The sequence below is a fragment of the Marmoricola sp. URHB0036 genome (assembly GCF_000426045.1).
GTDB lineage: Bacteria > Actinomycetota > Actinomycetes > Propionibacteriales > Nocardioidaceae > Marmoricola.
This window is the reverse complement of the sequence record NZ_AUEP01000009.1, coordinates 50,521-74,868: the sequence shown is the minus strand read 5'-3', so window position 1 is coordinate 74,868 and position 24,348 is coordinate 50,521. Positions and strand designations below refer to the sequence as shown.

Sequence of the window (24,348 nt, the reverse complement as noted above, 5' to 3'; positions counted from 1 at the left end):
CCGGCCACCGGGGTTACCGGCGAGTCGGCCGGTGCGGCGGCGGATATCGGTGACCTGTCTGTCACCCGTGACGCCTACCGGCGCCAAGGGGCTGACCTGGCCTCAACCACCCATCGCGAGGGCGAGGGGCAGGACCGGGCCGGAGCCGGCGTTGCGCAGCGCCCGGGCGGCGAGGGTGAGGGTCCAGCCAGTGGCGACCAGGTCGTCGACGAGCAGGACCGGGCCGCCGTCGAGTGGCTGGTCGAGGTCGAGGTCGAAACGACGGGCGACTGCCCTGACCCGCTGGGCCGAGTTGGCGGCGCCCTGTGAGGGTGGGACGTCGGGGTCGATGATGTGCCAGCGTCCGACGATCGGCAGCTTGAGGTAGCGGGCGATCCCCTCGGCGAGGTCGCGGGTCAGCTGCGACCGGCGCAGGGACTCGACGTAGGCCACTCCCGTCGGACGATCGGGCCAGTGCGGGTGCCAGTCGCCGAGCACCTCGAGGACGGCGTCGACGAGCGGGCGCGGGACCGGACCGTCCGGGGTCTCGGGGCGAAACAGCTCGCGCAGCGCCTGCCCGTGTCCGAGGTCCGTGAGCCGGCCGACGGCGCGGCCCTCCTCGGCCGCCTCGGTGATCTTGCCCTTGAGGTCGATGCCGAGGGTGGCCAGCGCGGTGGGCCACATCTTGCGCGGCGCCAGGGTGACGCCGGGCCGGCGCAGCCGCTCCCCGGCTTCGGCCACCGCGGTGTCGGAGACCTCGCCGGGCAGCGTCAGCCCACCGCAGTTGTCACAACGGCCGCAGTCGGTGGCCCCGGGGTCGTCGAGCTGTTCGCGCAGGAACCGCATGCGACAGCCGTCGCTCGCGACGTACGCCAGCATCGCCGCCTGCTCGTCGCGTCGCGCGGCCGCGACCCGGTCGTAGCGCTCCTGGTCGTAGACCCACTCCTGCCCGGTGGCGGTCCAGCCCCCGCGGACCCGGTCGACCGCCCCGTCGACGTCGAGGACCTTGAGCATGGTCTCGAGCCGCGTGCGGCTCAGGTCGACGTGGGTCTCGAGCGCCGCGGTCGACATCGGGGCGCCGTTCTCCGCCAGGGCTCGCAGCGTCGTGCGGACGTGCTGCTCGGGCGGAAAGGCGAGGGAGGCGAAGTAGCGCCAGATGTCGCGGTCCTCCTGGGCCGGCATCAGGATCACCTTGGCGGGCCCGGTGCCACGGCCGGCCCGGCCGACCTGCTGGTAGTAGGCGACCGGTGACGACGGTGCCCCGAGGTTGACCACGAACCCGAGCCGGGCGTCGAAGCCCATGCCCAGCGCGCTGGTCGCCACGAGTGCCTTGAGCCGACCCGACAGGAGGTCCTGCTCGAGGGCGAGGCGTTCGGTGGCCTCGGTCTGCCCGGAGTACGCCGCGACGGCGTGGCCGCGCGCCCGCAGGTGCTCGGCCACCTCCTGGGTGGCGGCGACGGTGAGCGTGTAGATGATGCCGCAGCCGTCGAGCTCCCCGAGGTGCTCGCCGAGCCAGGCCAGCCGGTGCTCCGGCCGCGCGAGCTGCAGCACCCCGAGGTGGAGCGACTCACGGTCGAGCGAGCCTCGCAGCACGAGCACGTCGGCGCCCAGCTGTTCGGCGACGTCGTCGGTGACCCGGGCGTTGGCGGTGGCGGTGGTGGCCAGCACCGGGATGCCGGGCGGGAGGGTGGCGATCATCTGGCGTATGCGGCGGTAGTCGGGCCGGAAGTCGTGGCCCCAGTCGGAGATGCAGTGGGCCTCGTCGACCACGAGCAGGCCTGCGGTCTCGGTGAGCTGGGGCAGCACCTCGTCGCGGAAGGTCGGGTTGTTCAGCCGCTCCGGGCTGACCAGGAGCACGTCGATCTCGCCGGCGTCGACCCGCGTGCGGATCGCCGACCAGTCCTCGATGTTGGTGGAGTTGATGGTGGCGGCGCGGATGCCGGCCCGCTCGGCCGCCTCGATCTGGTTGCGCATCAGCGCCAGGAGCGGGGAGATGATCACGGTCGGGCCGGCGCCCAGGCCGCGCATCAGCGCCGTCGCCACGAAGTAGACCGCGGACTTCCCCCAGCCGGTCTTCTGCACGACGAGCACGCGGCTCTGCTCGACCACGAGCGCCTCGATCGCAGCCCACTGGTCGTCGTGGAGCCGGACGTCGTCGCGACCGACCAGCGCTCGCAGGTGCCTCTCGGCGTCGTCGCGGGTGCCGGCGGACTGGGTGGCGGTCATGGGGTCTGTCTACCAAGCCGGAACGACATGTTCACCGCGGCATCCACAGCCGTACACCTGCCTCGACCAGCCTCACGACGACAGCACCCGGAGCTTTGAAAGGTTCACGATGTCCACCAAGCGCACAGCGGTCGTCCTCGGCGCCGCCGTACTGGCCCTCAGCGGGGCCGCCACCTCAGCGGTCGTCGCCGACGGCCGCCTCCCCCTTCTCGACCGGCACGCCAAGGGCGACGTCGATGAGTACGGCGGAGCGACCCGCCTCCAGGGCGACCAGAGCCAGCTGATCAAGGACTCGATCAAGAGCAGCGGCGCCCGCAACGTCATCCTGTTCATCGGTGACGGGATGGGGGACTCCGAGATCACCGTCGCCCGCAACTACCTCGAGGGGGCGGGCGGGTTCTTCAAAGGCATCGACGCCCTCCCGCTGACCGGCCAGATGACGCACTACAGCGTCAACAAGGACACCGGGAAGCCCGACTACGTGCCCGACTCCGCCGCCACCGGCACCGCGTGGTCGACGGGTGTGAAGACCTACGACAACGCGGTCTCGGTCGACCGGCACGGCAAGGCCTTCCCGACCCTGCTCGAGCTGGCCAAGAGGAACGGGCTCGCGACCGGCGACATCACCACCTCGGAGATCCAGGACGCCACTCCTGCGGTCGAGGTCAGCCACATCAGCGCCCGGTCCTGCTACGGACCGGTGGTCACCTCGACCACCTGCCCCGAGGCGGCCAAGGAGAACGGCGGCCGCGGCTCGATCAGCGAACAGCTCCTCGACACGCGCCCCGACGTCACCTTGGGCGGTGGCTCGGCGACCTTCGCCGAGGTCGCCAAGGCCGGGAAGTGGAGCGGCCAGACGCTCGAGCAGCAGGCCAAGGCTCGCGGCTACACCTACATCACCGCCACGGACGCCCTCGCGGGTGTGTCGTCCGCCGACCAGAGCAAGCCGCTCCTCGGCCTCTTCTCCCCGGGCAACATGCCGGTGAAGTTCGCGCCGTACCTCGCCACTGCCAACGGCGCCAACGGTCCGGCCGGCACCTGCACGCCGGAGCCGACCTTCAGCCAGGTGCCGGACCTGAGGTCGATGACGACGAAGTCCATCGACCTGCTCTCCAAGAACAAGTCCGGCAAGAAGAACGGCTTCTTCCTCCAGGTGGAGAGCGCCTCGATCGACAAGAAGGACCACGCGGCCGACGCCTGTGGCCAGATCGGCGAGACCGAGCAGCTCGACCAGGCTGTCCAGGAGGCCCTGAAATTCGCGAAGAAGGACGGGCACACGCTCGTGATCGTCACCGCCGACCACGCGCACACCAGCCAGATCGTGGACGGCAACACTCCCGGTCTCACGGCCAAGCTGACCACCAAGGACGGCGCCGAGATGATCGTCTCCTACGGCACGGCGGCAGCGGGTGCCAGCCAGCAGCACACCGGCACCCAGCTGCGGGTGGCGGCCTACGGCCCCGGCGCGGCCAACGTGGTCGGCCTGATCGACCAGACCGACCTGCACTTCCTGATGAAGAACGCGATCACCCGGCACTGAGCTCGTCCGGTGGTGGTACGACGGCTCACTCCCGTCGTACCACCACCGCGCCCGTGTTGGTGGCGATCGCGATCAGCCCGTCGGTGACGGCGAGCTGGTAGGGCCAGTAGGTGGTGTTGATCCCGTCGGTCGGCAACGCCGCGTCGGTCATCTCGCCCGTGCCGAGGTCGAGGGTGTGCAGGGCCGTCGTACCCCCGATCAGGGCGTGGTCGGCGTCGAGCAGCGGGACGCTGTCGAGCTCGAAGCCGTAGGGCAGGAACTGCGGCCGGGCCGGCACGCTGCGTCTCCACAACCGGTGCCCGTCGCCCAGGTCGTACGCCGACCACTGCTCCTCGGCCCGCACCAGCACCCGACCGGCCCGCAGGGCGGCGTCGAACGGCTTGCCCGGCGACGGGACCACCGACCACACGTCGTTGCCCTCGCGGTCGATCGCCGTGAGCCGCGCCGTCCTGCTGCTGCCGTCCCACTGCTGCACCACGGCGATGCCCGCGTCGGGATCGGTCCCGACCACGTGCACGTCCGAACCCGCCGGCTCACTCCGCTTCCACACCGTCGAGCCGTCCTTCGACCGCAGCAGCACCAGGGACACGCCTTCCTTGCGCTCGCCCATCGAGGCGGGGTCGAAGAGCTCGAACTGCGCCCGCCCACCGGCGAGCAGCGTCCCGTCGCCGAGGTCCCCGAGGAAGTCGCCGGAGTCCGCGTCCAGGCTCCGCGCCCACGTCTGCGAACCGTCCTCGCCCGAGAGCCGGACCACCCGCTCCCTGCTCCCCGACCCCGGCCCGAGCACGGCGACGCCCTGGTCCTCGAGGAACTGGGTCGCGAACTGGTCGGCCGCGTGCACGACGCCACCGCCGAGGTGCGTGCACCAGCGGCGATGCCCGCTGTCCGCGTCGAGCGCGACCAGGTCGGGCGCCGTCCCGGCCGGCATCGTGGCGACGAGATAGCGCTCGTCACTGGCGTCGTAGGCCGACCGCTTCGTGTCCACCTGCACGCTCCACCGCGGCTCGAGCGTCGTGTCGTCCAGCATCGTGAAGTCGGGATTGTCACGTGTGCGCACGCCGATCCCCTGGGCATAGGACGACACCTGGGCCCACTGCTCGTAGTGGTACCCGACCGCCCCCACCACCGCCCCGATCGGGGCCGGGTCCCCCGCCAGCGTCTCCACCAGCGTGTCCCGGTTCTCGTCCGGCTGCCGCGCCCGCTCCTGGGCGTCGAGGAAGGGCGAGCTCGACTTCGCCGCCGACAGGCTGGTCACGGCCTCCCCGCAGGAGTCGCGGGAGCGCGCGTAGGCGACCGCACCAGCGGCCACGAGCAGGACGCACATCCCACCCACCAGCCATGCCCGCCTGTTCACGCAGGTCAGCGTAGGGCCGGGGCGGACGGACGGAGGGCTCGCGTCCGGCGGGGGAGCGGTTGTGTGAGTGCTCTGTAGACCTTCCAGGTGGCAGGTCTACAGAGCACTCGAGGACGTGGTCTGTCAGCGCACCGCTCTAGCCTCCCAGCATGTTCATCGGTGCCCGAACCGCACGCGAGCTCCTCACCCGCCCCGGGGTGAGTGCGTGGTCAGCCGACCGCGTGCTGGCGTCCGGCCTGGCCGGTGAGCCGGTTCGAACAGGTCACGCCGTTCTGTACGAGGAAGAGCGGGTGATCGCGCTCGCGGAGCGGCCGTCAGCCGGGTGGACCGAGGTGGACCAGTGTTGCCCAGCAGGCATCTTCGTGTCCCGACGCGACTTCGCGGCCACCGGATCACACGACGACCAGCTGGCCGGGCTGAGCGAAGGCTGGTCGGACGTCTGCCCCTGGACCTGGATCAGGATGGCGATCCGTATCCAAGACCACGGCCCTCTCGCCTTCGTGGCAACCATCGGTGGCCTGGTCGTGCTCGGCGCGGACATCGTGGAGGCACGCGGCCTGTCCGAGCTGGTCCTGGCGCCGCCCGGTTCCTGGTTCGACGCACTGGACCGGCGCTGGTTTCCGACCGGCCGAGGGCGGCCGTGGGTGCTCCGCCTCGGGCCGGTGAGCGGCACCGGCGAAGTCAGCCCCGACGCCGCCTGATCTCCTCGTTGATCGCCGGCACGACCTCGTGCATGTCCCCGACCACGGCGTACGTCGCCTTGGTCATCATCGGCGCCTCGGCGTCGGTGTTGATGGCGAGGATCACCTTCGAGCTCGCGCAGCCGGCCCAGTGCTGGATGGCGCCGCTGATGCCGCAGGGGATGTAGACCTCCGGGGAGATCCGGCTGCCGGTCTGGCCGACCTGTTCGTGGTGGGGCCGCCAGCCGAGGGAGGTGACCACGCGCGAGACGCCGAGCGTGCCGCCGAGGAGCTCGGCCAGCTCGATCACGTCGCCGAAACCGTCGGGGCCGCCGGCGCCGCGACCGGCACCGACCACCACGCGGGCGGACTTCAGGCTGTCGGCGTCGTCGGTGTCGGCGCCCTCGACCGAGGTGACGCGCCCGAGCAGGTCCTCGGGGGCGAGGTCGACGGCGAGCGGCACGATCGAGCCGGCCCCCGGCGTCTCTGCGGGGACGGGCTCCACCGCGTGACCGGCCACCGAGAACACCGCTGGGCGCTTGCCGAGACGCATCTCCTCCAGGGCGGCCCCGCCGACGACCTGGCGGGTCACGACGAAGGGGGAGAGGCCGTGGAAGGAGACCACGTTGGCGGCCATCGGTACGTCGAGCCGGGTGGCGACGCGAGCGACCACCTCGTTGCCGCGATTGGTGCCACCGGCCATCACGACCACCGAGCCGGCCACCTGGCGGGCGGCGATCACCGCACTGGCGGTGGCCGCGCCGGAGAACAGGTCGAAGTCGTCACCAGACGCGTGGTGCACGTTGCGGACGCCGTACGACGCCAGCTCGGTCGAGAGGTCGTTGGGGGCGGGACCCACCACGACCGCGTCGATCGGCACGCCGTTGCCGGCCTCGGACAGGGTGCGGGCGAAGGTGACCGTCTCGAGCGAGACCTCCTGGATCCCCTCGGCGGAGGTCTCCACATAAACCAGGATCATCGCGTCACTCCGAGCTTCTGCAGCAGATCGACCACGACCTTGGCGGTCTCCGGACCCTCGCCCAGCACCTCGGCGTTGGTCGGGGTCGGGGGCGGCAGGGTGAGCTTCACTCGGCCGCTGCCGACGGGTTCACGGGAGAGCGAGCGGTTCTCGACCTCCACCTTCTTGGCCTTCATCCGGCCGGTGATCGTGGGGTAGCGCGGCTCCACGCCGCCCTCCATCACCGTCACGACGGCGGGCAGTGGCACCGAGTACTTCTCTCGTCCGTCGGGGCCGTCCGCCCGGGCCGAGACCGTGTCGCCATCGACGGACAGCGTCTGCACCCCGGTCACCACCGGACGGGACAGCTCGTGCCCGAGACGGATGCCGACCTGGAAGTCGCCGGAGTCGGCGGCGTCGTTGCCCAGCAGCACCAGTCCGTAGTCACGCTCGCTGACCACCTGGGCGATCTCGTGGGCGACGTCGGCCGGACCCAGGGCCACCGGGTCGGCCTCGACCAGCACGGCGGCCGTGGCGCCGACACCGAGGGCCGAGCGCAGCTGCTCGACGGAGTCGGCGGTGCCGATCGACAGCACCGTGACCTGCCCGTCTGTCGCTGCCGCGACCTGCACGCCGAGCTCGACGGCGCACTGGTCGTGGTTGCTCATCGTGTAGCCCACGAACCGGGCGTCCGCGGACTGAGCATCCTCGGTGAGCAGCACCTCGCCGGAGAAGTCCGGCACCCGCTTCACGCAGACGAGTACGTCAGTCATGGAGTCACCGCATCCGCTCGTTGCTCGGGTCGAACAGGGACGTGGCGTCCACCGAGCCGACCGTCACCGGGTAGAGCTCCTCCATGTAGGAGACCGCGAGCTCGTTGCCGATGCGCGCCTCCTCCGGCGGCAGGTAGGCCAGCAGGATGTGCTTGCCGAGCGACGGTGCCGAACCGGCCGAGGTGACGTAGGGGTGGTGCCCGTGGCCGTCGGTCAGGGTGCCGCCGTCGCGGGTCAGGATCGGCTCGCCGCCGAGCATGTATCGCTTGATGCCGCTGGCCGAGGTGTGGTCGTCGACCGTCATCGTGCACAGCACGGTGGCCGGCTCACTGGTCTCCAGGCTGGCGCGCTGCGCGAGGTAGGCCTCCCGGCCGACGAAGTCAGCCGCCTTCACCTTGGGCCGTTGCATGCCGGCCTCGATGATGGTGCGCTCGGCGTCGAGCTCGGCCCCGAAGGCGCGGTAGCCCTTCTCGATGCGGCCGGTCGTGCCGTAGACGCCGATGCCGACGGGTACGGCGCCGTGGTCCCTCCCCGCGGAGAGGACGGCGTCCCACAGCTGGGCGGCCTGGGCGAACGGCACGTAGAGCTCCCAGCCCAGCTCGCCGACGTAGGAGATCCGCGAGGCCAGGACGGGGGAGTCGACGCCCTTGACCGCGATCTCGCGGCAGGACAGCATCCCGAAGCCCTCCCCGGAAACGTCGTCGCCGGTGAGCGAGCCGAGGATGTCGCGTGCCTTCGGTCCCCACAGGCCGACGGTCGAGAGCTCCTCGGTGCGGTCGACGAGGGTGGCGTCGACGAGGTGGTCGGTGAACCACTTGCGGTCGGCCATGCCGTGGGCACCGCCCGTGACCACGCGGAAGTGGTCCTCACCGAGGCGCATCACCGTGAGGTCGGAGAGGAACCCGCCCTTCGCGTCGAGCACCGGCGTGTAGATCACCTTGCCGACCGCGACGTCGCACTGCGCGACACAGGTCTGCTGCACCGACGCGAGGGCCCCGGGGCCGGTGATGTCGAAGATGCAGAAGGCGGTCAGGTCGATCACGCCGGCGTTCTCGCGCATGGCGAGGTGCTCGGCGTTGATGATCGGGCTCCACCAGCGCGCGTCCCACTCGTGCTCACGCGGCATCACCGCATCGCCGTACTTCTCGACCAGGCCGGCGTTGGACTCGTACCACCAGGGGCGCTCCCAGCCGACGGTCTCGTAGAACACCGCGCCGAGCTCCTGCTGGGACTCGACCATCGGCGACCAGCGGACGCCACGGTCGGACTCGTACTGCTCGCTCGGGTGGACGATGCCGTAGGTCTTGATGAAGGCCTCACCGGTGCGCGCCTTGACGTGCGGCCGGGTGGTCTCGTGGTCGTGGAAGCGCGACATGTCGCTGTGGTGGATGTCGATCTCGGAGTGACCGTGGGTCATCCACTCGGCGACCGCGCGCCCGACGCCCGGACCCTCCTTGATCCACACCGCGGCCGCGACCCAGAGGCCGGTGACCTCGCTCTCGCCGAGGATCGGGGCGCCGTCGGCGGTCAGCGAGAGCAGGCCGTTGATGGCGTAGCGGATCTCCGCACCCTCCGCCCCGAGCAGCTCGGGCATCAGCTCGAGCGCCTGCTCGAGCTGGGGGTCGAAGTCGTCCTCGGTGAACGGCATCTCGGTCGGGGACAGCTTGGCCTGGGTGAGCGAGGGGATCTCCTCGGGGTCGTGCAGGATCGCACGGTGCGCGTAGGAGCCGACCTCCATGTCGGCGCCGTGCTGGCGCTCGTAGCAGAGGGTGTCCATGTCGCGCACGATCGGGAAGGAGATCTCGCCCTCGCGCTCGGCCAGCTGCGGGCACGGGCCGACCGAGACCATCTGGTGCACGGCGGGCGTGAGCGCGATGCGAACGCCGGCCATGTCGCCGATCTTCGGGCTCCAGACACCGCACGCGATCACGACGTACTCCGCCTCGATGGTGCCCTGGTCGGTGTGCACCCGGCGGATGCGGCGGCCGTGCTCGGTGTCCTCGACGTCGAGGCCGGTCACCTCGACGTTCGGGGCCACGGTCAGCACGCCCTTGGCCAGCGCGCTCTCGCGCATGATCGTGCCGGCGCGCAGCGAGTCGACGACACCGACCGACGGCGTCCAGAAGGCGCCGATGATCTGGTCGGGGTCGAGGAACGGCACCTTCTCGACCACGAACGCAGGATCCACCAGCTCGGCCTCGATGCCCCAGGCCTTGGCACTGGACATCCGGCGCCGCAGCTCCTCCATCCGCTCTTCGGTCCGCGCGACCTCGAAGCCGCCGGACTCGGTGAAGACGCCCATCTCCTTGTACTGCTTCACCGAGTCGAGCGTGAGGTCGGTGATCTCGCGGGAGTGGTCGACCGGGAAGATGAAGTTCGAGGCGTGACCGGTCGAGCCGCCGGGGTTGGGCAGCGGCCCCTGGTCGAGCTGGACGATGTCGGTCCAGCCGAGCTCGGCCAGGTGGTGGACCAGGCTGTTGCCGACGATGCCGGCTCCGATGACGACGACCTTGGCGGTGGCGGGGACGGTGGCCATGCTGACTCCCAAAACAGTGTTCGATCAAACCGACTCACGTTGCGTATGGCGCAACGCGATGCGTATTGTGAAACTCGGATCAAGCATCACCCCGGCACGTCCGGGGTGTCAAGCAGACGTGCCCGGGACCGGTAGACCGGTCCCGGGCACGGGCTGTAGGTGGTCGAGCAGCGAGCGCAGCGAGCGATCAGTCGAGACCACTCGCGGCGCGCGCTTCAGGTCAGCCCAGCCAGGCCTTGACCTTGTCGGGGTTGGCGTCCACCCACTTCTTGGCGGCGTCGTCGGGTGACATGCCGTCCTTGGCGATGTACGTCGAGACGATGTTCTGGTCGTCGTTGGTCCAGCTGAACTTCTTGATCAGGTCGACGGCCGGCGAACCGGAGTCGGCGAACTTCTTGGCGATCAGCTTGTTCAGGTTGTACTCCGGGTAGTCGCAGTTGACCTTGGCCGGATCGGCGTCACACCCGTCGGTGTACTTCGGCAGGTTGACGTGGACCAGCTTCATCTCGGAGAAGAACCACTGCGGCTCGTAGAAGTAGGCCAGCAGAGGCGTCTTGTTCTTCTCGGCCGACTTGAAGCTCTGGATCAGCGAGGCCTCGCTGCCACCGACGACGACCTTGTAGTTCAGCTTCAGGTTCTTGACCAGGGCCTCGTCGTTGGTGACGTAGGACGGGTCACCGTCGAGGAGCTGGCCCTTGTCGCCGGACTCGGAGGTCTTGAACAGGCTGGCGTACTTGTTCAGGCTCTTCCAGTCGGTGATGTCGGGGTACTTCTCGGCCATCCACGGCGGGACGTACCAGCCGATGATTCCCTTGCCACCGGTCGGCCCGGCGTCCTCGACCGACTTCTGCTCGTCGATGTACTTCTTGACGAGGTCGGGGTGCCCCCAGTTCTCCACGATGGTGTCGATGGAGCCACTGGCCATGCCGGCCCAGCCGACCTCTTCCTTCACGTCGGGGTAGGTGACGTTGCAGCCCAGCTTGGTCTTGGCGACGTAGCCGATGACGTGGGCGTTGGACACGTAGCCCGTCCACGGGTTCACCGCGATCCGCAGGTCGCCGCAGTCCTTGCCACCGCTCGCCCCGGAGGGGTTGTCCTTGATGCCGCCGCTGCCACACGCAGTGAGCCCGAGGGCAACTGCGACAGCGACACAGGCCAGCTGAAGCCGGCTTGTTCCTCGTGCCATGCGCGTTCCTTTCCGTTGACTCCGCAGTGGTTGCGGAGAGTGCTGGGGGTTACCTGCCGTAGCGTTCAGCGGCGTAGCGGGCAATCCGGTCGAGCATCACGCCGAGCGCCGTGATCGCGATGCCTGCGGCCAGGCCCTTGCCGAACAGCTGGTCCTGCGAGAAGCCGGAGACCACGATGTAGCCGAGGCTGCCGCCGCCGACGAGACCGCCGATGACCACCATCGACAGCACGTACAGCAGGCCCTGGTTGGTCGCCAGCACGAGCGCGTTGCGCGACATCGGCAGCTGGACCTTGGTGATCATCTGCCACTTCGTGCTGCCGTTGGCCCGGGCCGCCTCCACGGTCGTGGGGGAGACACCGCGGATCCCGTCCGCGACCAGCTTGGTCGCGATCGGTACGGCGTACGCGACGGCCGCGATGATGGCGGTGAAGCGACTGGCGCCGAACAGGGCGAGCGCGGGGATCAGGTAGACGAACGGCGGGATCGTCTGGAAGGCGTCCAGGATCGGTCTGATCGCGGTGTCGGCACGCCGGTTGCGTCCCATCGCGACCCCCAGGACGACCGCGGTCAGCATCACCAGCACGGTCGCGAAGATCGTCATGGTCAGCGTGATCATGGTGTCGTTCCACAGACCGGTGCCGAAGATGATCGCCTCGCACACGAGGGTGGTCACGACCGGCCGCCAGCCGCCGAGGACGTAGGCGAAGGCGAGGAGCACCAGGGCCATGGTCCACCACGGCGACTCGGCCAGCAGGTTCTGCAGCGGGTTGATCAGCCAGTTGGTCAGGTCGTTCTTCAGCGCCAGGGTGAAGGTGTCGACCTTGTCGATGAACCAGTTCGAGAAGTCGTTGACCAGCTTGGTCACCGTCTTGCCGTCGATGTACTTCAGGAACGGCCAGTCGTCGCGGGTGGGGAACTGCGCGAGGATCAACTGCTGGCGGGAGAAGTAGACGAGGACCAGGGTCGGGATCAGCCACAGGCCGCGGACCAGCCACCGACCGGCCGAGGTCAGTCGCGGCTGGCGGACACCCTTGCCGGCCTCCTCGGTGGCCCAGCGCGGCAGCCGCTCGAGGACGACCCCGGCGAGCATCACGCCCGGACCGCTCACCGACGCGACGCCGGACCGGCCCATGCTCTCGGAGCGTTCGCTGGCCGCGGTCGTAGTGCGGTCGAGCATGATCGCCGTCAGCACGATCAGGATGCCGGCCACCGATGCGGCGCCGATGTTCTGGATCTGCAAGGCCGCGTTGACGTCCTTGCCGAGGCCCGGGCCGTTGACGAGGGCAGCGATGGTGGCCATCGACAGCGCCGCCATCATGCTCTGGTTGATGCCGACCACGATGGTGCGTCGAGCCATCGGCAGCTGCACCTGGCGCAGCATCTGACCGCGCGTCAGGCCGAGGGATCTCGCCGCCTCGATGGTGGTGTCCGGTACGCCGCGGATGCCGTGCTCGGTGATCCGGATCATCGGGGGCAGGGCGTAGATGCAGGTCAGCACGATGGCGGTGGTCGGGCCGATCCCGAAGCCGAGCGCCACCGGGGCCAGGTAGGCGAACGGCGGCATGGTCTGCATGATGTCGAGCACCGGGGTGACGACGGCGGAGGTGGCACGACTTCGCGCCATCAGGATGCCCGTCGGCAGTCCGACCACGAAGCAGAACACCACGGCGATGATGGTGACGAGCAGCAGGTCGATGCTGTCCTGCCAGAGCCCGAAGACCCCGAACAGCAGCATGGTGACGACCACCAGGATGGTCGACCGCAGGCCGGCGACGGCCCAGCCGACCCAGGTGGCGAGCGCCACGACGCCGAGCCAGCCGATCTCGGGCACCGGGCGCGGGAAGGCCGGGATGCTGACCAGCTTCTGGAGGAACTCGAAGACGGCGTTGAAGAAGTCGCCGATGAAGCCGAGCACGCCGCCGAAGAACCAGTTGTCCGGGCCGTGCAGCTGCACCCAGTCGCGGATGCCGTTGAGCCACTCGTGGAAGGGGGTGGTGTCCTGCAGGCCCAAAGCCCGGGTCATCTGGTTGTGGAAGACCAGCCACATCACGAGCCAGAAGATCCCGATGCCGGCGAGCTTGGCTCCGGTGTGGCGCTTCTTGCCCAGCTCGACGTACGGCTGCTCCTCCTTGGAGGCGGAGGCCGTCCGGTCCGGAGGCGCCGGTGGTGGCGCGGTCGCGGTGGACATCAGCCCTCGTCCTCGGCGACCACGACGCGCAGGATGTCCATGTCGTCGACCACCCCGACGAGCTTGTCGCCGTCGGCCACGCGACAGGGCCCGTCGTGGTCGAGGACGATGCGCGCAGCGTCGCGGACGATCTGGTTGGACTGGAGCACCGGTCCGTCGCCGGGATCGCCGTCCGGAGCGCGCATCACCCACTTCAGGGTGAGCACGTGCGACTTGGGCACGTCGCTGGTGAAGTCACGGACGTACTCGTCGGCCGGGGCTCCGACCACCTCGTCGGGAGTGCCGATCTGGACGATCTCGCCGTCGCGCATGATCAGGATCCGGTCGCCGAGCTTGAGCGCCTCGGCGAGGTCGTGGGTGATGAAGACCATCGTCTTGCCGACCTCTTCGTGGAGTCGGATGACCTCGTTCTGCATGTCGCGCCGGATGAGCGGGTCGAGCGCGGAGAACGGCTCGTCGAACATCATCACGTCGGGGTTGGCCGCCAGGGCCCGGGCCAGGCCGACGCGCTGCTGCATGCCGCCGGAGAGCTGGTCGGGATAGTTGTTCTCGTAGCCGGAGAGACCGACGAGGTCGACCATCTCCTGGGCCCGGTTGCGGCGCTCGCCCTTCTTCTCGCCGCGGACCTCGAGCCCGAAGGCGACGTTGTCGACCACCTTGCGGTGGGGCAGCAGGCCGAAGTGCTGGAAGACCATCGAGACCTTCTTGCGCCTGGTGTCCAGGAGCGCGGAGTCGGACATCGCCGTGATGTCCTCGCCGTAGAGCTCGACCGTGCCGGCCGTCGGCTCGATCAGCCGGGTGAGCAGGCGCACGAGCGTCGACTTGCCCGAGCCGGACAGTCCCATCACCACGAAGACCTCGCCCGGAGCGACGTCGAAGCCCACGTCGCGGATGCCGACGACGTGTCCGGTCTTCGCCTGCAGATCCTTGCGCGAGAGCTGGGCGTCGGGGGTGTTGATGATCTTGTCGCCCTTCGGGCCGAAGATCTTCCACAGTCCCTCGACGTGCAGCGCCGGCGTCCCTTCGCTCGTGGTCTTCTCAACGGCTCCGGACTGGGTTGCGGTCATGACCGCACCTCCCCTGGTTGGTGGTTCCGGCTGTCGCCGGGTGGATAGAGCTGTGAGTCGTCGCGGTGCCGGTAGTAGGGCACCTCCTCGGCGGGGAGCGGGGTGTTGCCGAGGATCAGGTCGGCAGCCTTCTCGGCCACCATCATCACGGGCGCGTAGATGTTGCCGTTGGTGACGTACGGGAAGACGCTGGCGTCGACGACCCGCAGGGACTCCAGCCCGTGCACCTTCATCGACAACGGGTCGGTCACCGACATCTCGTCGGTGCCCATCTTCGCCGTGCAGGAGGGATGCAGTGCGGTCTCGGCGTCCTCGCGGACCCACTCGAGGATCTCCTCGTCGGTCTCGACGCTCGGACCGGGGGACAGCTCGCCGTCGTTGAACGGCGCGAACGCCGGCTGGTTGAGGATGTCGCGGGCCACCCGGACGGCCTCGACCCACTCGCGGCGGTCGTTGGGGGTGGTCAGGTAGTTGAAGAGCATCTTCGGGTGCTGCTTCGGGTCGGTGCTGGCGATGCGGACCCAGCCCCGGGTGTCGGCGTACATCGGGCCGATGTGCACCTGGTAGCCGTGGCCCTCGGTGGGTGCCGTCCCGTCGTACCGCACGGCGATCGGCAGGAAGTGGAACATCAGGTTCGGCCAGTCGACGTCGTCGTTGCTGCGCGCGAAACCGCCGCCCTCGAAGTGGTTGGTGGCGCCGAGGCCGCGGCGGTGGAACAGCCACTGGTAGCCGATGCCGGGACGGCGGTGCCAGGCCAGTCCGGGCGCGATGGAGACCGGCAGCTTGGAGGCGTACTGGATGTAGACCTCGAGGTGGTCCTGGAGGTTCTCGCCCACGCCGGGGAGCGCGTGCACCATGCGTACGCCGAGCGGCTCCAGGTGCTCGGGGTTCCCGATGCCGGAGAGCTGCATCAGCTGGGGAGTGTTGATGGCGCCGCCGCACAGGATGACCTCGCCGGCCTTCACCGAGCGGTGGGCCCGGCCGCCGCGCAGGTAGTCCACGCCCGTGGCCCGCTTGCCGTCGAAGTGGATCTTGGTGGCCATCGCCAGGGTCTCGACGCGCAGGTTGGGACGGCCCATGACCGGGTGCAGGTAGGCCCGGGCGGCCGAGAGCCGACGCCCGTCGTGCACGTTGCGGTCGAACCGGGCGAAGCCCTCCTGGCGGTAGCCGTTGACGTCGTCGGTCAGGGGGTAGCCCGCCTGCTGAGCGGCCTCGAAGAACGCGCCGAACAGGGGGTTGGTCGCCGGACCCCGCTCCAGGACCAGCGGGCCGCTGCCGCCGCGCCAGGTGTCGGCGCGCCGCTGGCCGTCGACCAGCAGGGTCTCCATCCGCTTGAAGTAGGGCAGGCAGTGCAGGTAGTCCCAGGTCTCCAGCCCGGTGTCCTTGGCCCACCGCTCGTAGTCCATCGGGTTGCCGCGCTGGAAGATCATCCCGTTGATCGAGCTCGACCCGCCGAGGACCTTGCCGCGAGCGTGGTAGATCCGCCGGCCCTTCATCTCCGGCTCGGGCTCGGTCTCGTACTTCCAGTCGTAGAACCGGCTGCCGATCGGGAACGGCAGGGCCGCCGGCATGTGGATGAACGGGTCGATGCGGAAGTCGGAGCGACCCGCCTCGAGCACCAGCACGCTCGTCGATGGGTCGGCGCTGATCCGGTTGGCGATCGCACACCCGGCGGACCCGCCGCCGACGATGACGTAGTCCCAGTGGTCGCGCTTGCGACTGCTCATGCGCTGCCTCCGCCGAACCAGCCGGACGGGGCCGGTGCGATGTTGTGCCAGACGTGCTTGGTCTCGAGGTACTCCTCGAGCCCGGCCTGCCCGAGCTCGCGCCCGATGCCGGACTGCTTGTAGCCGCCCCACTCGGCCTGGGCGACGTAGGGGTGATAGTCGTTGATCCAGACCGTGCCCATCCGCATCCGGGCCGCGACGCGCTGTCCCTTGCCGGCGTCCTGGGTCCAGACGGCGCCGGCGAGACCGTAGATGGAGTCGTTGGCGATGCGTACGGCGTCGTCCTCGTCGGTGAAGGTCTCGACGGTCAGCACCGGCCCGAAGGACTCGTCGCGCACCACACTCATCCCGCTGCGTACGCCGCCGAGGATGGTCGGCTCGAAGAAGTAGCCGTTGGCCAGCTCGCCCTCGGTGGCGCGCTTGCCACCGACCAGGACCTTCGCGCCCTCGGCCACGCCGGCCTCGACGTAGGCGGTGACCTTGTCGAGGTGACCCTGCGAGATCAACGCACCCGTCTCGGCCTTCTCGTCGAACGGACCTCCGAGCCGGATCTCGCGAGCCCGCTCGACCAGCGCGCCCACGAACTCCTCGGCGATCGACTCCTCCACGACGAGCCGCGCACCGGCCGAGCAGACCTGGCCGGAGTGGAGGAACACGGCCGTCATGGCCATGTCGAGCGCGGTGGCGCGGTCGGCGTCGGCGAAGACGATGTTGGGGTTCTTGCCGCCCAGCTCGAGGGCGACCTTCTTCACGGTGCCGGAGGCAGCCGCCATGATCCGCTTGCCGGTGCCGAGGCCTCCGGTGAACGAGACCAGGTCGACGCGTGGGTCCTCGCTGAGGGGCGCTCCGGCGTTGGGGCCGTCGCCGAGGACGAGGTTGCCGACCCCGGCAGGGAGACCGGCTTCGTCGAGCAGCTTCATCAGGTGGATCGCGGTGGTGGGCGAGAGTTCGCTGGGCTTGAGCACGAACGTGCAGCCGGCGGCCAGGGCCGGCGCGACCTTCCAGGACACCTGCAGCAGCGGGTAGTTCCACGGCGTGATCAGCCCGCACACGCCGACCGGCTCGCGCACCACGCGGCTCACCACGCTCGGCATGCCGGTGTCGACGACCCGTCCGCCCTCGCTGTCGGCGACCCGGCCGAAGTGACGGAACACGCTGGTCACGTCGTCGATGTCGATCTCGCTCTCGACCAGCCGCTTGCCGGTGTCGAGGGACTCCATCCGGGCCATCTCGGCCTTGTCGCGTTGGAGCAGGTCGGCGACCCGCAGCAACAGGTCACCGCGCTCGCGCGCACTCGTCGTGGACCACGGGCCGTGGTCGAACGCCTCGCGGGCCGCGGCGATGGCGGCCTCGGTGTCGACGCTGGTGGACTCGTCGATCTCGGCGACCAACGAACCGTCGGCGGGGCAGCGGATCTCCCGGCGACCGCCCAGCTCTGCGGCCACCCAGCTCCCGCCGATGAAGTTCTCGGGCATCTAGATCCGTCCTGGTCCCATCGTTGCGCTATCCGCAACGACTAGGCGTTATACGAAACACAATGCTGACCCGCGGGGCCGGCGTCAAGACTCGCGATCGGATCGAGACCTGCGGTATGAACCGCTCGGCCGAGCCGATCACCGCCATCAGCGCATGCCCCACCCGAGTCGGTGCGAGAGCTCGTCGGCCGCCTCGATCAGGAGCGGGAGCACCTCGTCGACCCGGTCGGGAGGGAGCCGGAAGGTCGGCCCGGAGACGCTCATCGAGCAGATCACGTCGCCGTGTGCGTTGCGGACCGGCGTGGCGATGGCGGTCAGGCCGACCTCGAGCTCGTCGACCGCGACGGCGTACCCCTGCTCGCGGACGACCTCGAGCTGCTTGCGCAGCGCGGCCTTGCTGGTGATCGTCAGCCCGGTGTACGACGGGAGCCGGCCGAGCAGGTCCTTGAGCTCGGCCTCCTCCAGCCACGCCATCAGCACCTTGCCGTTGCTGGTGGCGTGCAGGGGGATGTGCTGACCGACCCAGTTGTGCGGCTGGAGCGCGGAGGGACCGGCGACCTGGTCGAGGTAGAGCGCGCTGTGCCCGCTGAGCGTGGCCAGGTTGACCGTCTCGCCGGTGGCGGCCGCCAGCTGCTTGCACAGCGGACGGGCTTCCTGCACGACGTCGAGCCGGGCGCTGGTGGCACCAGCGAGGCGGAGGAGACCGACGCCGAGGCGGTACTTGCCGCGTCCCTCGACCTGCTCGACGAGACCGTGCTGCTCCAGGGTGGCCACGAGCCGGAAGGCCGTGCTCTTGTGGACCTCCAGCGACGCGGCGATCTCGGTGACGCCGGACTCGCCGGAGCGAGCCAGGATCTCGAGGATCCGCAGGGCCCGGTCGACCGACTGGACCCCGTTGGCCGTCTCCGTGGCCGCGTTGCTCATTGCGCAACCGTAGACTGCACAGCGCAACCCGGCTAGGCCCTGGTCTAGCCGTAGAGCTGTCCCAGAGCTGGCCCAGAGCTGGCCCAGAGCCGTTTCCGACCTCGAGGAGACCCCCACGATGCAGGTGCCCATCGAGGCCTTCACCGACGGTGCCTGCCGGGGCAATCCCGGTCCGGGTGGCTGGGCCTGGGCGGTGCTCGACGGGCCCCGGGGCTCGGGCCACGACCCGGCGACGACCAACCAGCGGATGGAGGTCCGGGCCGCCTACGAGGCGGTGGTCGCGATCCCGGGTCCGCTGGTGGTGGTCAGCGACTCGACGTACGTCGTGAACTGCTTCAAGAACTTCTGGTGGACCGGCTGGCGTGCCCGCGGCTGGCTGAACAGTGCCAAGAAACCGGTGGCCAACCGCGACCTGTGGGAGCCGCTCATCGACCTCGTCGAGGCCCGTGGCGACGTCACCTTCCGCTGGGTCAAGGGTCACTCTGGTCACCCGATGAACGACCTCGTCGACCGGCTCGCCGTCGACGCCAGCCACCTGCGCTAGGCGCCGGACGGGGCCGGTCTGTCGGACATTTCGCACCAGTCGTGGCTGAGGTCTGGACAAGCCCGAGGAGCCGGTGAATTGTGGCGGGGTTGTCGCAACCTCCTGATGACTCGGACAGGACCCACATGAAGAAGCTCATCGCGGCCATCTCCGCCGCCGTCGTCGCCATCGCGCTGGCCCCATCGGCCGACGCCGCAACAGCCCCCCAGGCCGGGGCACGTGCCATCGCCTACCAGCCACCACCCATCAACTGGGGCGTCTGCACCAACGCCACCCTCGTGTCACGCGGAGCCCAGTGCGGGTTCCTCGTCGTCCCACGTGACTACGGGCACCCGCGCGGCGCCAAGATCAAGCTGGCCGTCTCGCGCGTGCTGCACAAGACCCCCACGTCGCAGGGCGTGATGCTGGTCAACCCCGGCGGCCCGGGCGGATCCGGCCTGATCTACTCCGTCCTGCAGACCGCGATCCCCAACGGCGCGGGACTCGGCTACGACTGGATCGGGTTCGACCCTCGTGGTGTCGGCTCCAGCAAGCCGGCCGTGAGCTGCAACTCGACGTTCTTCCACGGCGACCGACCGCCGTACCGGCCGACCACGCGCAAGATCCACCGGCAGTGGGTGGCTCGCTCCAAGGCTTACGCCCGTCAGTGCTCCGGACGCGCCCTGCTCCAGCACGTCAAGACGACCGACTCGGTCAAGGACATGGAGAGCCTGCGCATCGCGCTCGGCCAGCAGAAGATCAACTTCTACGGCTTCTCCTACGGCACCTACCTCGGCCAGGTCTACGCCACCCAGCACCCCAACCGGGTGCGGCGGTTCGTCTTCGACGGCACCGTCAACCCGCGACGGGTCTTCTACAAGAGCAACCAGGACCAGGACCGTGCCTTCCAGCGGACGTTCAACATCTACTTCCGCTGGCTGGCGAAGTACCGCTCGACGTACCACGTCGGGGCGACCTTCAACGCCGTCCGCAGCACCTTCCTGCGCACGCAGTCCCGGCTCGACCGCAAGGCGGCCGGTGGGGTGCTCGGCGGTGACGAGCTGCTCGATGTGTTCACCTCGGCCGGCTACTACGTCTACGGGTGGGAGGACATCGCCAAGGCGTACTCCGACTACCTCAACAAGGGCGACGCCTCGGAGCTGATCGGGCTCTACAAGGACGCCAACCCGACCACGCCGGGTGCCGACAACGGCTATGCGATGTACCTCGGCACCCAGTGCACCGACGCTCCGTGGCCGCGCAGCCAGAAGCGTCTCGACCGGGACAACCGTCGTCTGGACCGCACGTACAACTACTTCACGTGGGCCAACGCGTGGTTCAACGGACCGTGCGCCTACTGGAAGTACAGCGCGGCCCACCCGGTCAACGTGCACGGCCAACAGGTGCGCGTGCCGATCCTGATGATCGGTGAGACCTTCGACGCGGCCACGCCGTTCAGCGGCAGCCTCGTCGTACGCAAGCTGTTCCCGAGGGCCCGGTTGATCGAGGGCAAGAACGGCTCGACGCACGCAGGCTCGCTGTCCGGGGTCGCGTGCACCGACAACGCGATCGCGGCGTACCTCCAGAACGGCACCGTGCCGGCTCGCAGGAGCGGCAACCGCGCCGACAAGGTGTGCCCGCCGGTCCCGCAGCCGGACCCGACGGCCACGCCCGCGAACGCCCGCACCATCGCTCCGGGTACCACGGACCGCTTGCCGGCGGCGCTGCGCGCGGGGCTTCAGGCGGCGCAGCTGCACCGCTGACGTGGGAGGACCGGCGCGCTCGGGGAGGATGACTCCATGAGCGCGCCGGTCACCCGAGTCCCCGGCGACGTGCTCGTGCACCTGCGACGGGCGCGCGACCAGATCGACCGCGACTTCGCCGAGCCCCTCGACCTCGACGCGCTCGCGCGGACGGCCGGGATCAGCAAGTACCACTTCCACCGTCTCTTCCGCGCGGCCTACCACCGCACCCCGGCCGTCTACCTCTCCGAACGACGGGTCGAGCGGGCCCAGGACCTGCTGCGCTCGGCCAACCTGACGGTGACCGAGGTGTGCCACGCCGTCGGGTTCAGCAGCCTGGGGTCGTTCAGCAGCCGGTTCAAGGACGTCGTCGGCGAGACGCCGCGGGCGTTCCAGCAGCGGTGGGGTGCGAATGCGCCGCGGATCCCGGGCTGCTTCGTGTTGATGTGGGGCCTCGCCGAGCGGAAGCCCGCAAGCGAGGAGAAGCACGGTGGGACGGCCTCGCCCTAGCGTCGTCCCATGATCACGAACATTTCCCTGGCCAGCGTCTTCGTCAAGGACGTCGATGCATCGAAGAGGTTCTACGTCGACGTGCTCGGCTTCGAGGAGGGTGAGGACATCCTGCTCGGCGACTACCGCTGGTGCACCGTGCGGCACCCGAACCAGCCCGAGCTGCAGGTCCATCTCGCCCAACCCGGCCCGCCGCACACCCCCGAGATGATCGAGTCGATCAACCGCGCGATGGACGAGGGCGGCATGCACGGTCTCGGGCTGGCCACCGACGACTGCCGCAAGACCGCCGAGGAGCTGAAGTCCAAGGGAGTGCAGTTCCTGCAGGACCCGGAGGAGAGGCCGTACGGCGTGGAGGCGGTGCTTCGCGACAACTCGGGCAACTGGATGGTGCTGGTGGAGACCAAGCCCTTCACCGCGGCCGACTTCGACCAGGGCTGATCACCAGCTCTGCCTACCTGAACACCACGGTGCGGTGGCCGTCGAGGAGCACCCTCGACTCGGAGTGCCAGCGGACGGCGCGCGAGAGCACCTGGGCCTCGACGTCGCGGCCGGCGGCGACGAGCTGGTCCTGGTCGTGGTTGTGATCGACGCGGATCACGTCCTGCTCGATGATCGGACCCTCGTCGAGGTCGGCCGTGACGTAGTGCGCGGTCGCCCCGATCAGCTTCACACCGCGGTCGAAGGCCTGGTGGTAGGGCTTGGCGCCCTTGAAGCTCGGCAGGAACGAGTGGTGGATGTTGATCGCCTGGCCTGACAGTGCGCGGCACGCGTCGTCGGAGAGCACCTGCATGTAGCGGGCGAGTACGACGAGGTGGATGCCCAGGTCCTCGTGGAGCTTCAGCAGCTCGGCCTCGGCGTCCGGCTTGGACTCGGCGGTGACCGGGATGTGCCGGAAGTCGATGCCGTAGCTGCGCACCAGCGGCTCCGCGTCGAGGTGGTTGGACACCACGACCGGGATCTCGATCTGCAGGCTGCCGGTGCTGGCCCGGAAGAGCAGGTCGTTGAGGCAGTGCAGCTGCTTGCTGACCATGATCAGGGTGCGGTACGGCGCTGCCGTCTCCCACAGCTCGAAGGACATCTCGAACCGCTGCGCCACCTCGGTGAAGGCGGCTCGCAACGTCTCGACGGTCGCGCTCTCGTCGTCCATCGAGAAGTCGATGCGCATGAAGAACCGACCGTTGAGCCGGTCACCGAACTGCTGGCTCTCCACGATGTTGCCGCCGTGCTCGACCAGGAAGCCGGAGACGGCGTGCACGATCCCGGGCCGGTCGGGGCAGTCGATCACGAGCACGAAGTCGCCGGACGGGTTGCCGGCATTGGCCGTCCCGCGGCTGAGGGTGAGCGGGGCCATCAGTCGCCGAGCTCCTTCCTGCGACGGATCACGTACTCCTCCATCTCCTGGCGGATCGCCTCGTCGAGCGGCGGCTGCTCGTAGGCCTCGAGCTTCTCGGTGTAGATCTTCGTGGCGCGGGCGGCCGCGTCGTTGCCGCCGGTGCGCATCCACTTCTCGTAGTTGTCCGAGGACGACAGCATCGGCCGGTAGAAGCAGGTGCGGAACCTCTCCATCGTGTGCATGGCGCCGAGGAAGTGACCACCCGAGCCGACCTCCTCGTGGGCCCCGAAGGCCAGCGACTCCTCGTCGATCTCCAGCGGGGTGAACTCGACCTGCATCATCTGGAGCAGCTCGATGTCGACGATGAACTTCTCGTATCCAGCCACCAGGCCGCCCTCGAGCCAGCCGGCCGAGTGCATCACCCAGTTGGTGCCGGCCAGGAAGGTCGGCATCAGCGTCATCAGCGCCTCGTAGCCGGCCTGCGCGTCGGGCACCTGCGAGGAGGTGAGGGTGCCGCCCGAACGGAACGGGAGCCCGAAGTGGCGGGCGATCTGGCCGGTGCAGAGCAGCCCGATGCCGGACTCGGGAGTGCCGAACGTGGGCGAGCCCGACTGCATGTCGATGTTGGACAGGAACGAGCCGAAGATGACCGGGCAGCCGGGGTTGATCGTCTGGGCGAGGGCGATGCCGGTCAGCGCCTCGGCGATCTGCTGCACCAACGCGGCCGGGATCGTGACCGGCGACATCGCGCCCATCAGGATGAACGGGGTGAGCACGACGGCCTGGTTGGCCTCGGCGTACTCGAAGAGCGCGTCGAGCATCCGGTCGTCCCAGCGCAGCGGGGAGTTGCAGTTGATCAGGGAGATCGTCGCCGGCGTCTGGGTGATGCTCTCGCGGCCGAACTCACGACCCTTGCCGTTGCCGAACAGGATCGAGGCCAGCTCGATGGTGTCCTTGGCGTTGGGTCCGGAGACCACGTTGCCCATGAAGATCTTGTCGGTCAGCGTGGCCAGCGCGTAGGTCATGTCGAGGTGGCGGCTGTCGAGCGGGGTGTCGTTGGGCTCGCAGATCACTCCGCCGGCCGAGTCGAGGATCGGGAACGACTGGGCGAGCTTGGTGAAGTTCTCGTAGTCGGCCATGGTCGCGTCGCGGCGTACGTCGCCCTGGCGGACGAACGGTGGCCCGTAGACGGCACCGAAGGCCATCGAGTCGCCGCCGATGTGGATGGTGTTGGCGGGGTTGCGGGCCTGTACGTCGAACTCGCGTGGCGCCTTGGCCACCTGCTCGAGGATCCACTCGGGGTCGAAGAACACCTTGTTCTCCTCGACCCGCTGGCCGGCCGCGGCGAGCAGGTCGAGGGCCCGCTGGCTCATGAACTCCACGCCGAGCTCGGTGACGAGTCGACGCCAGCCCTTGTCGAGCGTGGCCATCGCGTCCGCCGAGAGGATCTCGTAGCGCGGCATCTGGTTGCGGAACATCTGACTCCCTGCACTTCCCTGCTCGTTTCGGCTCGGTGCTTGACCCGGGCCCGTCTCCAAACCTAGCCTCACCATGTGGGCATGTCGTTCCACATCGTGGGAGTGTCGTAGTGACACCTTGGACCGGAGAGGGAAGGGTGGTC

Annotated in this window: 19 protein-coding genes; 6 read left to right on the top strand and 13 right to left on the bottom strand. The window is 69.3% G+C overall.

The window, feature by feature from the left end; all coding sequences use genetic code 11:
- Positions 1 to 102 precede the first annotated feature (102 nt).
- Positions 103 to 2,205 carry a DEAD/DEAH box helicase gene (locus tag H976_RS0111205; RefSeq protein WP_027861624.1) on the bottom strand — a complete coding sequence of 701 codons (2,103 nt, stop codon included), beginning with the start codon at positions 2,203 to 2,205 and terminating at the stop codon, positions 103 to 105.
- A gap of 109 nt (positions 2,206 to 2,314) precedes the next feature.
- Here H976_RS0111205 and phoA point away from each other — a divergent pair, with 109 nt between their 5' ends.
- Positions 2,315 to 3,745, top strand: a complete 1,431-nt coding sequence (phoA, locus tag H976_RS0111200; RefSeq protein ID WP_027861623.1) for an alkaline phosphatase — start codon at positions 2,315 to 2,317, stop codon at positions 3,743 to 3,745.
- Positions 3,746 to 3,770: 25 nt separating this feature from the next.
- Here phoA and H976_RS0111195 read toward each other — a convergent pair whose 3' ends face one another.
- A complete protein-coding gene (locus H976_RS0111195) occupies positions 3,771 to 5,099 on the bottom strand; it encodes a PQQ-binding-like beta-propeller repeat protein (RefSeq protein WP_155918170.1) in 1,329 nt (442 codons plus the stop codon).
- Between the two features lie 149 nt (positions 5,100 to 5,248).
- Between H976_RS0111195 and H976_RS0111190 the strand changes: the two genes are divergently transcribed.
- Positions 5,249 to 5,800, top strand: a complete 552-nt coding sequence (locus H976_RS0111190; RefSeq protein ID WP_027861621.1) for a hypothetical protein — start codon at positions 5,249 to 5,251, stop codon at positions 5,798 to 5,800.
- Here H976_RS0111190 and H976_RS0111185 read toward each other — a convergent pair.
- From H976_RS0111185 to H976_RS0111145, 9 genes are all read right to left on the bottom strand, one after another.
- Complete coding sequence (locus tag H976_RS0111185; RefSeq protein WP_027861620.1) at positions 5,781 to 6,758, bottom strand: electron transfer flavoprotein subunit alpha/FixB family protein; 978 nt, start codon at positions 6,756 to 6,758, stop codon at positions 5,781 to 5,783. The two genes, H976_RS0111190 and H976_RS0111185, sit on opposite strands and share 20 nt — an antisense overlap.
- Positions 6,755 to 7,510, bottom strand: coding sequence for an electron transfer flavoprotein subunit alpha (locus H976_RS0111180; RefSeq protein ID WP_027861619.1), 756 nt, complete (start codon positions 7,508 to 7,510; stop codon positions 6,755 to 6,757). The genes H976_RS0111185 and H976_RS0111180 overlap by 4 nt, the downstream gene beginning before the upstream one ends.
- Positions 7,511 to 7,514: 4 nt before the next feature.
- Complete coding sequence (locus H976_RS0111175; RefSeq protein WP_027861618.1) at positions 7,515 to 10,046, bottom strand: FAD-dependent oxidoreductase; 2,532 nt, start codon at positions 10,044 to 10,046, stop codon at positions 7,515 to 7,517.
- 220 nt (positions 10,047 to 10,266) lie between these two features.
- Positions 10,267 to 11,232 carry an ABC transporter substrate-binding protein gene (locus H976_RS0111170; protein WP_027861617.1) on the bottom strand — a complete coding sequence of 322 codons (966 nt, stop codon included), beginning with the start codon at positions 11,230 to 11,232 and terminating at the stop codon, positions 10,267 to 10,269.
- A gap of 49 nt (positions 11,233 to 11,281) precedes the next feature.
- Positions 11,282 to 13,423, bottom strand: a complete 2,142-nt coding sequence (locus H976_RS25790) for a proline/glycine betaine ABC transporter permease (protein ID WP_051276702.1) — start codon at positions 13,421 to 13,423, stop codon at positions 11,282 to 11,284.
- Positions 13,423 to 14,490, bottom strand: a complete 1,068-nt coding sequence (locus tag H976_RS0111160; protein ID WP_027861616.1) for a glycine betaine/L-proline ABC transporter ATP-binding protein — start codon at positions 14,488 to 14,490, stop codon at positions 13,423 to 13,425. Before H976_RS0111160 ends, H976_RS25790 begins: the two co-directional genes overlap by 1 nt.
- Complete coding sequence (betA, locus tag H976_RS25785; protein ID WP_036225940.1) at positions 14,487 to 16,217, bottom strand: choline dehydrogenase; 1,731 nt, start codon at positions 16,215 to 16,217, stop codon at positions 14,487 to 14,489. The genes H976_RS0111160 and betA overlap by 4 nt, the downstream gene beginning before the upstream one ends.
- Positions 16,214 to 17,692 (bottom strand): aldehyde dehydrogenase family protein, encoded by a 1,479-nt coding sequence (locus H976_RS0111150; protein ID WP_027861615.1) that lies wholly within the window; start codon positions 17,690 to 17,692, stop codon positions 16,214 to 16,216. Before H976_RS0111150 ends, betA begins: the two co-directional genes overlap by 4 nt.
- A 147-nt stretch (positions 17,693 to 17,839) precedes the next feature.
- On the bottom strand, positions 17,840 to 18,616 hold the full coding sequence (locus H976_RS0111145) for an IclR family transcriptional regulator (protein ID WP_027861614.1): 777 nt from the start codon (positions 18,614 to 18,616) through the stop codon (positions 17,840 to 17,842).
- Positions 18,617 to 18,734: 118 nt separating this feature from the next.
- Here H976_RS0111145 and H976_RS0111140 point away from each other — a divergent pair, with 118 nt between their 5' ends.
- From H976_RS0111140 to H976_RS0111125, 4 genes are all read left to right on the top strand, one after another.
- A complete protein-coding gene (locus H976_RS0111140) occupies positions 18,735 to 19,160 on the top strand; it encodes a ribonuclease H (protein ID WP_027861613.1) in 426 nt (141 codons plus the stop codon).
- Between the two features lie 125 nt (positions 19,161 to 19,285).
- The gene (locus tag H976_RS0111135) at positions 19,286 to 20,902 is read left to right on the top strand and encodes an alpha/beta hydrolase (RefSeq protein WP_027861612.1); all 1,617 of its coding nucleotides are present in this window, start codon (positions 19,286 to 19,288) and stop codon (positions 20,900 to 20,902) included.
- 36 nt (positions 20,903 to 20,938) lie between these two features.
- On the top strand, positions 20,939 to 21,391 hold the full coding sequence (locus tag H976_RS0111130) for a helix-turn-helix domain-containing protein (RefSeq protein ID WP_027861611.1): 453 nt from the start codon (positions 20,939 to 20,941) through the stop codon (positions 21,389 to 21,391).
- A 9-nt stretch (positions 21,392 to 21,400) separates the two neighbouring features.
- The gene (locus H976_RS0111125; protein WP_027861610.1) at positions 21,401 to 21,832 is read left to right on the top strand and encodes a VOC family protein; all 432 of its coding nucleotides are present in this window, start codon (positions 21,401 to 21,403) and stop codon (positions 21,830 to 21,832) included.
- Between the two features lie 13 nt (positions 21,833 to 21,845).
- Here H976_RS0111125 and purU read toward each other — a convergent pair whose 3' ends face one another.
- Positions 21,846 to 22,745, bottom strand: coding sequence for a formyltetrahydrofolate deformylase (gene purU, locus H976_RS0111120; protein ID WP_051276701.1), 900 nt, complete (start codon positions 22,743 to 22,745; stop codon positions 21,846 to 21,848).
- On the bottom strand, positions 22,745 to 24,280 hold the full coding sequence (locus H976_RS0111115; RefSeq protein ID WP_255337303.1) for a trimethylamine methyltransferase family protein: 1,536 nt from the start codon (positions 24,278 to 24,280) through the stop codon (positions 22,745 to 22,747). The genes purU and H976_RS0111115 overlap by 1 nt, the downstream gene beginning before the upstream one ends.
- Positions 24,281 to 24,348: the final 68 nt, after the last annotated feature.